The 13483-nt window shown below is 66.4% G+C and carries 13 protein-coding genes; 9 read left to right on the forward strand and 4 right to left on the reverse strand.

The genetic code is table 11. The features are described from left to right. Window positions 1-105: 105 nt before the first annotated feature. The gene (locus ABQ137_RS19420) at window positions 106-774 is read left to right on the forward strand and encodes a response regulator transcription factor (RefSeq protein ID WP_016901792.1); all 669 of its coding nucleotides are present in this window, start codon (window positions 106-108) and stop codon (window positions 772-774) included. An 82-nt stretch (window positions 775-856) separates the two neighbouring features. Here the strand turns inward: ABQ137_RS19420 and ABQ137_RS19425 are convergent, their stop codons facing one another. Continuing rightward, window positions 857-1189: a hypothetical protein gene (locus ABQ137_RS19425; protein WP_226427882.1), complete on the reverse strand. Its 333-nt coding sequence runs from the start codon at window positions 1187-1189 to the stop codon at window positions 857-859. Window positions 1190-1546: 357 nt separating this feature from the next. Between ABQ137_RS19425 and ABQ137_RS19430 the strand changes: the two genes are divergently transcribed. The 3 genes from ABQ137_RS19430 (at window position 1547) to ABQ137_RS19440 (ending at window position 3683) form a co-directional block, all read left to right on the forward strand. Continuing rightward, complete coding sequence (locus tag ABQ137_RS19430; protein ID WP_503021255.1) at window positions 1547-2419, forward strand: DUF4424 family protein; 873 nt, start codon at window positions 1547-1549, stop codon at window positions 2417-2419. 493 nt (window positions 2420-2912) lie between these two features. Then, window positions 2913-3476, forward strand: coding sequence for a peroxiredoxin family protein (locus tag ABQ137_RS19435; protein WP_181097862.1), 564 nt, complete (start codon window positions 2913-2915; stop codon window positions 3474-3476). Window positions 3477-3479: 3 nt separating this feature from the next. Then, complete coding sequence (locus ABQ137_RS19440) at window positions 3480-3683, forward strand: hypothetical protein (protein ID WP_016901788.1); 204 nt, start codon at window positions 3480-3482, stop codon at window positions 3681-3683. Between the two features lie 100 nt (window positions 3684-3783). Here the strand turns inward: ABQ137_RS19440 and ABQ137_RS19445 are convergent, their stop codons facing one another. Next, a complete protein-coding gene (locus ABQ137_RS19445; protein WP_349783392.1) occupies window positions 3784-5412 on the reverse strand; it encodes a family 43 glycosylhydrolase in 1629 nt (542 codons plus the stop codon). Between the two features lie 362 nt (window positions 5413-5774). On the opposite strand from ABQ137_RS19445, the gene ABQ137_RS19450 reads away from it, so the two are divergent. From ABQ137_RS19450 to ABQ137_RS19470, 5 genes are all read left to right on the forward strand, one after another. Continuing rightward, a complete protein-coding gene (locus ABQ137_RS19450) occupies window positions 5775-6776 on the forward strand; it encodes an aldo/keto reductase (RefSeq protein WP_481076682.1) in 1002 nt (333 codons plus the stop codon). After that, window positions 6773-7645, forward strand: a complete 873-nt coding sequence (locus ABQ137_RS19455) for an amidohydrolase family protein (RefSeq protein ID WP_349783394.1) — start codon at window positions 6773-6775, stop codon at window positions 7643-7645. Before ABQ137_RS19450 ends, ABQ137_RS19455 begins: the two co-directional genes overlap by 4 nt. After that, window positions 7642-8412, forward strand: a complete 771-nt coding sequence (locus ABQ137_RS19460) for an SDR family oxidoreductase (protein WP_039521219.1) — start codon at window positions 7642-7644, stop codon at window positions 8410-8412. The genes ABQ137_RS19455 and ABQ137_RS19460 overlap by 4 nt, the downstream gene beginning before the upstream one ends. 158 nt (window positions 8413-8570) lie before the next feature. Continuing rightward, window positions 8571-9428, forward strand: a complete 858-nt coding sequence (locus ABQ137_RS19465) for a fumarylacetoacetate hydrolase family protein (RefSeq protein WP_349783395.1) — start codon at window positions 8571-8573, stop codon at window positions 9426-9428. A 476-nt stretch (window positions 9429-9904) separates the two neighbouring features. After that, window positions 9905-11224 (forward strand): L-fuconate dehydratase, encoded by a 1320-nt coding sequence (locus ABQ137_RS19470; protein ID WP_349783396.1) that lies wholly within the window; start codon window positions 9905-9907, stop codon window positions 11222-11224. A 447-nt stretch (window positions 11225-11671) separates the two neighbouring features. Here ABQ137_RS19470 and ABQ137_RS19475 read toward each other — a convergent pair whose 3' ends face one another. Further along, window positions 11672-12040, reverse strand: a complete 369-nt coding sequence (locus ABQ137_RS19475) for an L-fucose mutarotase (RefSeq protein ID WP_349783397.1) — start codon at window positions 12038-12040, stop codon at window positions 11672-11674. Further along, entirely contained in the window at window positions 12037-13344 is a 1308-nt protein-coding gene (fucP, locus tag ABQ137_RS19480; protein ID WP_349783398.1) for an L-fucose:H+ symporter permease, read from the reverse strand. Before fucP ends, ABQ137_RS19475 begins: the two co-directional genes overlap by 4 nt. Window positions 13345-13483: the final 139 nt, after the last annotated feature.

A 13483-nucleotide genomic window follows, 5' to 3' on the forward strand; every position in this document is an offset into this window, starting at 1 on the left:
TTGCGAATTCCGACATCCCTGCTTCCACGAATCCCGACTCCCGAATCCCCCCATCCCGCGCTTCTGCAAATCCCCACTCCCCCCATCCCCAATCCCAGCCCCTCAATGACCACCCTGCTGATCGCCGATGACCATCCCCTGTTCCGTGAGGCCTTGCGCGGGGCTGTGCAGCGCGTGATGCCGGGGGTGCAGTTGTTCGAGGCCGACACGGTGGATGCGCTGTACACCCTGGCCGATGCGCAACCGGATGCCGATCTGCTGTTGATGGATCTCAACATGCCGGGCGCGCAGGGATTCAGCGCGCTGGTGCATATGCGCTCGCTGCATCCGCAGTTGCCGGTGGTGGTGGTGTCGGCACGCGAAGAGCCGACGGTGATGCGACGTGCGATCGACCATGGCGCGTTCGGGTTCATTCCCAAGTCCGCCGATTCGGACACCATCGGCCGCGCCCTGGCCACGGTGCTCGATGGCGAGCGCTGGATCCCGGCCGAAGCGCAGAACCTGCCGCCGACCGACAGCGAAGAACGCGAAGTGGGCCAGCGCCTGCGCGATCTCACTCCGCAACAGTTCCGCGTGCTGCAGATGCTCGGCGCCGGGCGTCTCAACAAGCAGATCGCCTACGACCTGGGCGTGTCCGAGGCCACCATCAAGGCGCATGTCACCGCGATCCTGCGCAAGCTCGGCGTCACCAACCGCACCCAGGCGGTGCTGATGGCCGGCAAGCTCGCCATCGATGCCGACGGCATCGTGCTGCCGCCGCCTGAAGAAGACTGAGCGCGTTCGTCAGCCGGCCTGCGAAAACGAAGGCCGATCGCCGCAGCGAAGCGGCGCGTGAGGTCACCACCGCAGAGGACAATCAACGCAACGGCTGGCCCGTGCAGACCTTCGACGCGCTTTGCGGCGAGGGCACATGCCACACCGCGTTTTCGTTTTCGTCCTCGCCTTCATAGATCGCATAGCGCCCATCGTCCTGGCGATGCATGGTGGGGCTGAAGGTGACGAAATCGGTGCGGCCGTCGGGGCCGATGAAATGCATGTCGCCTCCGCACACGATATTGGAATTGGTTTCCGGCCCCAGCGCAGCGCAGGTGACCTGCGAGGTCTCCGCGCGCACCACGCGACTGACGCGTGGCCGGACCAGCCCGCGATCGGCGGCCTCGCAGAAGTAATCGGCAAGCACCGTGCGCATCTCACGCTGCGACGGCATCCAGGGCGGACAGCTGCTGTACGCATCGGCGGTGCAGCTTGAGACCACGGCGGCAGGCTGGCTGCGAGCGGGCGCAGCAGCGAGGCTGTCTTGCAGTGACAGCATCAGGCAGGCGGCGATAGCCAGCAGGGAAACGTAGGAAGGCATCGGAGCGTGGGATTGGAGTGCGCAGGGCGTGCGACTGTACGCCATGCGCAGTTGATGCCGTGCATGCCCGCGCTGCGGCATCGGCAGGTGCGTGGCATGCTGTGCGCCTGCGGCGCGTCGGTGCGTGCCGGTGCCAGGGGATCCATGCAGCCACTCTCTTTTCCGCGCGGCCCGCTCGGGTTGGTCCTTGCGATGGCCGTATTCGGCTGCGGCAGTGCGCAGGCCAACGACAGCAGCTTCGGCGACGACAACGGCACCATCCGGCTGTTGCATCAGCCCGATATCAGCATGGACAAGGAAGCGCTGCTGCTCAGCGAGGAGCGCGTGCAGGTGGACTACGTGTTCACCAACCACAGCGCGCGCGCATTGAGCGTGCCGATCGCCTTCCCGATGCCGCCGATGTATTTCGGCATGGCCGATCACAGCGAACTGACCGAGTTCAACCTGTGGGTGGACGGCAAACCGGTGACCACCACGCGCAAGCTGGTGGTGTTGCTGGACGATGGCAGCGACATCTCCAAGGCATTCGCCGCCACCGGCTGGAGCACCGACGATATCGCCGCGCTCGCCGAATCGGGCAACGTGCCGACCGGGCGCACGCCGTTGCCGGCGCGCTGGATCGACCGGGACCAGCAACCGCGCTTCACGCTCAGCGAGTACTTCGTCTGGCAACAGGTCTTCCCGGCACGGGGCAGCGTGCAGATCCGGCATGCCTACGCGCCCAGCCTGTCCACCGGCGTGCCGCAGGGCAGCGCGTTCCTGCTGGAGTCGTATGCAAAGCGCACCTGCATCGAACCGGCGACCAAGGCCAGCATGCAGCGGCGCGAGGGTGCGCACGGCCTGGGCTGGGCCAACCTGCGTTATGTGCTGACCACCGGCAAGAACTGGAACGGCCCGATCAAGGACTTCCAGCTGACCATCCGCAAACAGGCCGCCAGCGACATCCTCAGCCTGTGCTTCGACGGCGCGCTGAAGAAGATCGATCCGCTGACCTTCCAGTTCAGGCAGGCCGACTTCGTGCCGATGCGCGATCTAGAGCTGCTGTTCGTACGCGGCATCGAGTGACCGGCGGGCCAACACCCGCTGGCCGAACGCGCGTCTGCCTGCTGTCGGCGCGTTGCAGACGCGCTGCAGATCAGCGCTGATGGATCGCGCACCGCTTGTGTTCGCCTGGCGGCAGGGCGCCGCGTCATCGGTCGGCAATGGTCGGTGCCAGCGGCAAGGATCAGATGACGGCGGCAACGCTTGCAGCCACCGATCGCAGGAACACGCGCAGTCGTATCAGGCACTCTTTCATCGATGGTTCGGATAGTGCTGCGTGCCTCGCAGACACGGCGCACTGCTGTTGATCGACACACCACAGTTGCGCAATCGCTGCCTGCCGACCGCTGCGCCACTGGCAAGCCCAAGCGCAGCGGCGTGACCGCCTCCACAACCCCGCCCCGCGCGACATCGCAGTTGTCGATATCACCATTGACCATCAGCTCATGCCTGGGCAAGGCTCGGGCTTGATGACGCTACTGGAGCTGGCATGGCGCGACGTTTCCCCTGGCTCTGGATCGGGCTGCTGATTGCCTGTGCATTGATCGCGGTGCTGGCATGGCAGAACAAGCAGCTGCGCGCGCAGCAGCAGTTGCTGCAGGCCCGCATCAGCGCGCCGTATGACGGCATGTACGTGCCGCGCATCGAGGTCACCGATACCGCCGGGCAGCGTCATCTGCTCGGCGTGCCGCAGGGACAGGCGCAGGTGCTGTTCTTCTTCACCACCACCTGCCCGTATTGCCAGCGCTCGGCCCCTACCGTGCTGCGTGCGGCGCAGCAGCTGCAGGCCAATCTGCCCGGGCGTCCGCAGTTGCTCGGCGTGTGCCAGTGCGATGCGACGCAGGCTGCGCGCTATGCGCATGTGCATGGCTTCGATTTCCCTGTGGTCACGTTGACCGATCGTCGCGCGTTGATGCTGTTTCGCGCACGCAACGTGCCACTGCTGATGGCCATCGACGGGCAGGGGCGCGTGCGCCATTCCCGTCTTGGCGTCTTCGATACCACGGAGCAGGTGCAGGACCTGGTCGCCGCCTTGCGCCGCACGGATGCGCCAGCGGCTTTGGCAACGGTGAAGGAGTAATGCATGAAGAAGCGTTGGGGTACCTTGCGGACGGCGTTGATGGCGGCCACGTTCCTGGCCAGTACCGGTTTCGGTGCGTTCCAGGTGATGGCGGTCGATAACGCACAGCCGAAGACCGAATCGTGTAGTGCGTGGGCCTGCAAAGCCGAATGTCCGGAGTTTGGCGGCGACCTGGGGCAGGGCAACGTCTGCTACTGCTGCGGCTGACAGCGGCTATCACACCTACTGCGCAGTTCAGCCTCATCAGTCGCTTTAGGTCTGACGGCGGGGTCCCCCCGGGCCCCGCCGTTTGCCGGCAGCACCGCGCTCAGCGCAGCGCGCGATAGCGGAAATCGCGCAACACCACTGCGCCCTGCTGTGCGGCGTAGATGCCGAGCTGCAGGCTCAGGAAGCCGCCGAACACGTTGTGGTGGAAGCCGGACATTTCCATGCGCGTCGGGTGGCGGATCCACTGCCGGCCATCGTCGAACGAGTAGTCGAAGGTCACCACGTGCGCCTCGTTGCTCAGACGCAGGCGGATGCGTCGGTGCGTGTTGGGCGCGCGTGCCCACACTAGCTCTTCGGAGTACTCGTAGGTCTTGATGGTGTCGGGCGTAACGCCGATGCCGACGAAGGCCTTGTGGTTGTAGAACAGCAACAGGCCGCCCTCGGCATTGCCGGTGAGTTCCAGCGCGACCTCGGCGACGTAGCCGCGATCGGGCACGCCGCAGGTCAGTGGCGAGCTGTCGGCCGGCGAGCTGCCGGAACAGGCCAGCGTGAGCGACCGATCTGCCCGTTGCACGCGCGCCTGCTCGCCGGGCCCGGGCGCATGCAGGCTCCATTGGGTGCCGAACCTGTCGCTGGAAAAATCGTCCGACAAGGCGAAACCGCTGAGCGCCGCGTTGCCGGTGGCGTCTGCGCGTGCAGGCGTGCGCAATGGCCTGGACAGATCGCCACCGGTGGCGCGGAACCAGCCATCGGCGGTCCACTCGATCGGCTCCAGCAGAGTCTGCCGGCCCAGCGTGCGGAAGCCGTTTTCGTAGCCGTGATAGACCATCCACCAGTCGCCACGCGGCCCTTCCACCAGCGTGGCATGCCCGCGCGACCACCACGGCTCCTGTTCGGATTGGGTGCGCACCAGCGGGTTGCGCGGGCAGTGCTCCCATGGCCCATGCACCGAGCGCGCACGCGCGGCGATGACCATGTGCCCGGTGACCGGACCGGCGGTGCCGCCGACTGCGGTGACCAGGTACAACCAACCGTCGTGCCAGGTCAGCTTGGGGCCTTCGGGGGCAAAGTTCTCCACGATCCAGTCGTCGGGATAGCGCCAGGGCGCGTAGGCCGGTTCCACCTGCCCGTCGGTGGCCAGGCCGTCGTCGCGCAGGCGCACCTTGCGGATGCCGTTGACGAAGAGATAGCGCTTGCCGTCCTCGCCCAGCACATGGCCGGGGTCGATGCAGCCGGCGATCTGCAGATCGATCGGGTCGCTCCAGGGTCCGCGGATGTCGTCGGCCCAGATCACGAAGATCGACCAGCCGGTGTCGTCCGGATTGGCCGGGATATAGATGAAATAGCGGCCATCGTGCTTGCACAGGTCCAGTGCCCAGATCGTGCCCAGCTGCTTGCGCAGCGCCGGGCCGAGCGGCGTCCAGTTGACCAGGTCGGTGGAATGCCACAGCACGATGCCCGGATAGGAAAGGAACGACGAAAACGTCATGTAGTAGTCGTCGCCATCCTTGAGGATGGTGGGGTCGGGGTGATCGCCGGCCACGATGGGATTGAGGTAAGTGCCGTTGCCCAGGTCTGCCTTGCGCTGGCCTTCGATACCGCGCGCCCACTGCGGGGTGCGGGTGCAGGCCGCGCTTGCGTCGCCCGCCAGTGCGGCCGGCGACAGCGGGGCGACGACGGCGCCGGCGGCAAGCACCTTGAACAGGTCCCGGCGGGTGGTGGTTGGCATGGGTGCGCGTTCGTGCGGGACGGGCTGGTATCTAGCCCCAGGTATCGGACCGGGGCAACCGCGCAGGCGGCGTTATAGGAAGCGCTCATGCCAGCTGCGGATTTCGACATAGATCAGCTGCTGCGGCGTGTGGAGCTTGCAAGCGGGCAAGGTGCTGGAATCCACACATGTCGCACGTGCTGAACACCACCAGCTGCAATGCTGCACTGCAGCGTGATCTGTTCACTTATGATTGCGATATTCATATGCGAACAGTCCGGCACCGGCCGGCTGGTGGACGTTGCGATGCCCAGTGACTGCTTCAACGATTGCGTGAGCACCTGTTCGGCGACCGCCAGCTGCGCGGAGCGTGCAGCGTGACCATTGCACGGCAGCGTCTGGGCAACACCGACGTGCAGCTCTCGGCACTGGGCTTTGGCGCCGCGCCGATCGGCAACCTGTATGCCGAGGTCGCTGAAGACCAGGCACTGGCCGCCGTGGCAGCTGCGTTCCAGGCCGGCATCCGCCATTTCGATACCGCGCCTTACTACGGCTATGGGCTGAGCGAGAGCCGCCTGGGCCGTGGCCTGGCCGGCGTGCCGCGCGGCGCCTATACGCTGTCGACCAAGGTCGGCCGCTGCATCTACGACGATGCGCAGGCAGCCGCCGGGCGCGACGGCTTTGCGGTGGCGGGCCGCCGCGCCGAGTTCGACTACAGCGCCGACGGCGTGCGGCGCGCGTTCGCTTCCAGCCTGGAGCGCCTGGGCACCGACTACATCGACGTGCTGCTGCTGCACGACATCGGTGCGCTGACCCACGGCGACAACCACGCCAACGTGCTGCGCCAGGCCTTGGAGGAGGCCTTGCCGGCGATGGCGGAGCTGAAGGCGGCCGGTGCCTGCGGTGCGATCGGGCTGGGCGTCAACGAGCAGGACGTGGCACTGGAGGTGCTGCCACGCTTTCCGCTCGACTGCGTGATGCTGGCCGGCCGCTACACGCTGCTGGAACAGCACGGCGCCCGCGCCCTGCTCGAGCAGGCGCAGCAACGCAACGTGGCGATCCTGTCGGCCGGCCCATACAGCTCCGGCCTGCTCAGCGACGCACGCGGCCCCGGCGCCACCTACAACTACGCCCCGGTCGACGCCGCCACCCTGCAGCATGCGCAGCGCCTGTACGCGGCCTGCGCGGCATTCGAGGTGGATATCGGCGCGGCGGCGTTGCAGTTTCCGCTGGCACATCCGGCGGTGACCACGGTGGTGGCCGGCATGCGGACGGTGGCCGAGGTGCAGTCAGCCGCCGCGCGCCTGCAGGCGCCGATCGCACCGGCACTGTGGCAGCGCCTGCGCGATGGCGGCTTGCTCGACGCGGACCTGCCCACGCCATGAGCCGCATCGACGCACACCTGCATTTCTGGCAGCTGGCCCGTGGCGATTACCACTGGCTGACGCCCGAGCTGGCGCCGCTGTATCGCGACTTCGGCCCCGCCGATATCGGCCAGGCGCTGGACGCTGCCGATATGGAGGGCGTGGTGGTGGTGCAGGCGGCCGCGACCGAGGCCGAGACCCGTTACCTGTTCGAGCTGGCGCGCGCCGATGCGCGTATTGCCGGCGTGGTCGGTTGGGTCGATTTCGCCGCGCCCGATGCCGCCGCACGCATCGACGCACTGGTGCAGGCCGGCGGCGGCGTGCTCAAGGGCCTGCGCCCGATGGTGCAGGACATCGCCGATGTGCAATGGCTGGCCCAGCCCGAACTGGATGCTGCCTTCGATGCGCTGATCGCGCACGACCTGGCCTTCGACGCGCTGATCCGCAGCGTGCATGTGCCGGCGCTGCAGGCACGCCTGAAGCGTCACCCTGACTTGCGCGTGGTCGTCGATCACGGCGGCAAGCCGCAGATCGCCGCAGGCGAATTCGTCGCCTGGGCCGCCGGCATGGCCGCGCTGGCGCAGCATCCCAATGTGCACTGCAAACTCTCCGGCCTGCTCACCGAAGCAGCGCGCGGCGCCGGCGTGGAGGCGCTGGCACCGTATGTCGCGCATCTGTTCGCACGCTTCGGCCCGCAGCGTGTGCTGTGGGGCAGCGACTGGCCGGTGCTGACCCAGCGTGCCGATTACGCGCAGTGGTTCGACATCGCACAACAGCTGGTCGCCACATACGCCGACGGCCATGCCGGAGCGGTGTTCGGCGACAACGCACGCACGTTCTATCGTCTGCCACGGCCGGCGGCCCCCACCCACGGAACCTCTTCGGTATGACTGTCTCGATCCCTGCAACTCCCAACGACCGCCTGCATGGCAAGCGCTGCCTGATCACCGCCGCCGGCGCCGGCATCGGCCGCGAAAGCGCGCTGGCCTGCGCACGCGCCGGTGCGCAGGTGATCGCCACCGATATCGACGCCGCTGCCCTGCAGGCGCTGGCGGCCGAATCGGAGGCCATCACCACCCAGCTGCTGGATGTCACCGACGCGGCGGCGGTTGCCGCGCTGGTCGCGGCGCACGGCCCGTTCGATGTGCTGTTCAACTGCGCCGGCTTCGTGCACCAGGGCAGCATTCTCGATTGCGACGAGCCGGCCTGGCGGCGCTCGTTCTCGATCAACGTCGATGCGATGTACTACACCTGCAAGGCGGTGCTGCCGGGCATGCTCGAACGCGGCCGCGGCAGCATCATCAACATGTCCTCGGTGGCCTCCAGCATCAAGGGCGTGCCCAACCGCTTCGTCTATGGCGTCACCAAGGCCGCCGTGATCGGCCTGAGCAAGGCCATTGCCGCCGATTACGTGGCCCAGGGCGTGCGTTGCAACGCGATCTGCCCCGGCACCATCAAGACGCCGTCGCTGGGCCAGCGCGTCAAGGCACTGGGCGGCGACGAACAGGCGGTGTGGAAGAGCTTCACCGACCGCCAGCCGATGGGCCGCCTGGGCGACCCGCGCGAGATCGCACAGCTGGTGGTGTACCTGGCCTCGGACGAATCGTCGTTCACCACCGGCCAGACCCACATCATCGATGGCGGCTGGTCAAACTGAGCGCGGCAACGCACCGTCGTGCCGCGCACCCCAACGTGGGCGGCCAGTGCCGGATGCGAGCCGTACTGGCTTGATTTGAGCACGCCGTCCTTATCCACCCGATGCATGCGCGCTAGCGTTGCTGGCCGCTCCATTCCTCACCTGCAAAGGAAGACTGCATGAAACTCGTACGCGTTGGCGCCCCCGGCCAGGAACGTCCTGGCCTGATCGATGGCGAAGGCCGCATCCGCGATTTGAGCGGCGTGATCGACGATGTGGCCGGCGAGCACATCACCAATGCCGGCCTGGACAAACTGCGTGCGCTGGACGTGTCCACGCTGCCGCTGCTCGACGGCGAGCTGCGCTATGGCGCCGCAGTGGGGCAGATCGGCAAGTTCATCTGCGTGGGGTTGAACTACGCCGACCACGCGGCCGAATCGGGCATGGACGTGCCCAAGATGCCGATCCTTTTCATGAAGGCCACCACTGCGGTGACCGGCCCCAACGACACCGTGATCATCCCGCGCGGCTCGGTCAAGAGCGACTGGGAAGTGGAACTGGGCGTGGTGATCGGCGATGTGGCACGCGATGTGGCGGTGGACGAAGCACTGAACCACGTCGCCGGCTACGCGGTGATCAACGATCTGTCCGAGCGCGAGTTCCAGCTCGAGCATGGCGGCCAGTGGGTCAAGGGCAAGAGCGCCGACACCTTCGGCCCGATCGGCCCGTGGCTGGTCACCCGCGACGAAATCGCCGACCCGCAGAACCTGTCGATGTGGCTGGAGGTCAACGGCCACCGCTACCAGAACGGCAGCACCCGCACGATGGTGTTCGGCGTGGCCGAACTGGTCAGCCACATCAGCCGCTACATGACGCTGATGCCGGGCGATGTGATCAGCACCGGCACCCCGCCGGGCGTGGGCCTGGGCCAGAAGCCGCCGGTGTACCTGAAGCCGGGCGACGTGATGGAGCTGGAGATCGAAGGCCTGGGCCGCCAGCGCCAGCCGGTGGTGGCGCATCCGCGTGATGCGGCCTAAAGCCCCTCTCCCACCGGGGCACTAAGGCACGGCTTGCGCGCCACTGGCGCGCGTGCGTTGGTGCGCCCGCGCCGCAAGCGCGGGCCGGGGTGCGTAGCGGGAGTTGGGGTGAGGGTACGTAGTGACATAGCCAGGCAGTTCGTCGCGATGTGCGTTTGCCGTCAGGCGTGACATGTCGGCATGTGTGTTGATGTGTCATGCGCAAATTTTTCAAGCGGCGTGCGAGAGCGTTGAACTTCCAGGCGCTGTCGCGCGTTGGTAGTGACACGCAGTTGGTCGTGCAGTGATGCGTTGATCTGTGTTGTTCGTTGATCTGCGTTGCAAAGGCATGAGCACCTGCAACGCTTCCACATAGTCGGCGCTCCGCGTCCGTACCCTCACCCCTCTTCCGAGGGGACAGGGGCTCAAGCGCACTGCGTTGCTTACGTTTTTTTTGCCCGTTTTCCTATTTCCCGTTTCCATCGCCCAGGACTTCCATGAGCACCATCATCGCCCTCGACACCCACGACGTCCGCTTCCCCACCTCGCGCGAGCTGGATGGGTCGGATGCGATGAATCCGGATCCGGATTACTCGGCCGCCTACGTCGTGCTGCGCACCGATGCGCCGGATGACCTGGCCGGCTACGGCCTGGTGTTCACCATCGGCCGCGGCAACGATGTACAGACCGCCGCGGTGGCCGCACTGGCCGAGCATGTGGTCGGCCTGTCGGTCGAAGAAGTCATTGCCGATCTGGGTGCGTTCGCGCGCCGGCTCACCAACGACTCGCAGCTGCGCTGGCTGGGCCCGGAAAAGGGCGTGATGCACATGGCGATCGGCGCGGTGATCAACGCCGCCTGGGACCTGGCCGCACGCGCGGCGAAAAAGCCGCTGTGGCGCTACATCGGCGAGCTCAGTCCGGAGCAGTTGGTCGACACCATCGACTTCCGCTACCTCACCGACGCGCTCACCCGCGACGAAGCGCTGACGATCCTGCGCGCTGCGCAACCGCAGCGTGCGCAACGCATCGCCACGCTGATCGAACAGGGCTATCCCGCCTACACCACTTCGCCCGGCTGGCTCGGCTACTCCGATGAAAAGCTGGTGCGCCTGGCAAAAGAAGCCGTCGCCGATGGCTTCCGCACCATCAAGCTCAAGGTCGGCGCCAACGTGCAGGACGACATCCGCCGCTGCCGCCTGGCGCGTGAGGCGATCGGCCCGGACATCGCGATGGCGGTGGATGCCAACCAGCGCTGGGACGTGGGCCCGGCGATCGACTGGATGCGCCAGCTGGCCGAATTCGACATCGCCTGGATCGAGGAACCGACCAGCCCGGACGACGTGCTCGGCCACGCCGCGATCCGCCAGGGCATCACCCCGGTGCCGGTCTCCACCGGCGAGCACACCCAGAACCGCGTGGTGTTCAAGCAGTTGCTGCAGGCCGGCGCGGTGGACCTGATCCAGATCGACGCCGCGCGCGTGGGCGGCGTCAACGAAAACCTCGCCATCCTGCTACTGGCCGCCAAGTTCAACATCCGTGTGTTCCCGCATGCCGGCGGCGTCGGCCTGTGCGAATTGGTGCAACATCTGGCCATGGCTGACTTCGTCGCCATCACCGGCAAGATGGAAGACCGCGCGATCGAATTCGTCGACCACCTGCACCAGCACTTCCTCGACCCGGTGCGCATCCAGCACGGCCGCTACCTGGCCCCGCAAGCCGCCGGCTTCTCCGCCGAGATGCACCCGGCCTCCATCGCAGAATTCAGCTACCCCGACGGCCGCTTCTGGGTCGAGGACCTGGCCACGGCAAACGCCTAATCCAACGCACCCCCTCACCTAATCCCATGATGTCGTAGGAGCGGCTCAAGCCGCGACAGGCGTTCCCGATTGCCTGATCGCGACCGAGGCCGCTTCTGCATGGAGCACGCGCACGACGGCTCCGGATAGCAGAATTCCGCCACCCGACAGCCGCTTTCGGGTCGAGGACCTGGCCGCAGCGAAGGCGTGACCCAACACACCGCATCATCTAATCGCAGGATGTGTCGTAGGAGCGGCTCAAGCCGCGACAGGCGTTCCCGATTGCCCGATCGCGACCGCTTCTGCTTGGCGCATCTGCGATGCAGCTGTCACGCCTGCGCTGCGCCACTCACGCTGCGCCCGCAAAAGACACCTGTTTCGACGCCCGGCGGCAGCGGCAGCAAAGACACTCAAGACCAGCGCCCCACAACGGAGCCAACACATCCGCAAAAAACGCAGGCCAACACCCTAACCCTGCCCCGCTCCAACCGCCGCACTTAAGGCAAAGATCCGCCCGGCCTCGCGCCACTTCTCTCCCGGCGCACTGCCAGGCAACGGCTTTTGAAACCGCCACATCAAGTCTTCCCAGGCCTGGATACGCGGATCGGCCGCATCCCGCGCCGCCTTGGCCGCCGGATCGTAGTCGTCGCCGACCTCCATCAGCATCACCAGGCGGTCGCCGCTGCGAAAGATCTCCAGCTCCTGGATACCGGCCTGCTGCAGCGAGGCCACCACCTCCGGCCAGACCTCGCTGGGCCGATGCCAACGCTCGTACTCGGCGATCAACTGCGGATCGTCGTGCAGATCCAGCACGTAACACAGACGCCGCGCGCTCATGCGACGGCTCCTGCGACTACCGGCGCAGCGCGGCGCGCACGCAACGCGAACAGCAGGATCACCGCAAAGCACCCACCCGGCACCACCATCGCCCAATGGATACCGGCCATGTCCGATACCGCGCCCATCACTGCCGTCAGCAGCGCGCCACCGATGATGGACATCACCAGCAACGACGAGCCCAGCTTGCGCGCATCGTCATGCATGCCATCCAGGCCCAGCGCGAAGATGGTCGGGAACATCACCGACATGAACACGCTTGCGCCCACCAGCGCGTACAAGCCGGTCCAACCCGGCAACGCGATGGCAACGGCGCACAACACCAGATTGATCGTGGCAAAACTCGCCAGCAACCTGGCCGGCGCCAGATAGCGCAACAGCGCGGTGCCGATGAAGCGGCCGGCCATGAACAGCACCAGCGAGATGGTGAGGTAGGTGGCGGCGGTTTTTTCCGGCGTGCCCGGCACCGCATCCTGCAGATAGCGGATCAGATAGCTCCAGATGCCGACCTGCGCACCCACGTAGAAGAACTGCGCCACCACCGAAAACATGAAGCGCCGATTGCGCAGCAGTTCGCCGAAGCGTGCACGCTTGGGCGCCACGCCGCTATCGCTCTCCGGCGCGCCGGTGGGAAAGCGCACCAGCGCGATCAGGATCGCCCACAGCACCACCACGGCGCCGATGATCAGATAGGGCGTCTGCACGGCTGAGGATTCGGCGGCAAAGAACGCCTCGCGCGCGGCTGGCGCCATTGCCGCCAGCTCGGCCGGGGTGTGCTCCACCCCGGAGAAAATGAAGTGCTGGCCGACCAGCACGCCGGTGATCGAGCCCAAGGGGTTGAATGCCTGGGCCAGATTCAACCGCCGCGCTGCGCCTTCTGCCGGGCCGAGCACGGTCACCAGCGGGTTGGCGGTGGTTTCCAGGAAGGCCAGGCCGCTGGCGATCACGAACAAGGCCAGCAGGAACAGCCAGTAGGTATGCACCTGCGCAGCCGGGTAGAACAGGAACGCGCCGCACGCATACAGCAGCAGGCCCAGCACCACGGCCGCCTTGTAGCTGTAGCGGCGCATGAACATCGCCGCCGGCATCGCGAACACGAAATAGCCCAGGTAGAACGCGCTCTGGACCAGCCCTGCCTGCAGGTCGGTCAGCTCGAAGGCCTTCTTGAACTGCTTGATCAGGATGTCGTTGAGGTTGTTGGCCATGCCCCACAAAAAGAACAGGCTCACGATCAACAACAGGGGAACCATGGCGGTACGCGCCAGGTTGCCGCGCGGTGACGCGGCAATGTCACTGTGATGCATGCGACCGATCCCCTCCCAAGGCTGTGGCGCTTGCGTTGCTGTGCGGCGAGCGTACTGCGCACGCCAGCGCCATGCAAATATAAAATCTTTGTTTATATTTGCACGCAAGCGCCACTTCTCACCGCTGCCCGCGATGCCT

The sequence above is a fragment of the Xanthomonas sp. WHRI 8393 genome (assembly GCF_040203315.1).
Taxonomy (GTDB): domain Bacteria; phylum Pseudomonadota; class Gammaproteobacteria; order Xanthomonadales; family Xanthomonadaceae; genus Xanthomonas; species Xanthomonas arboricola.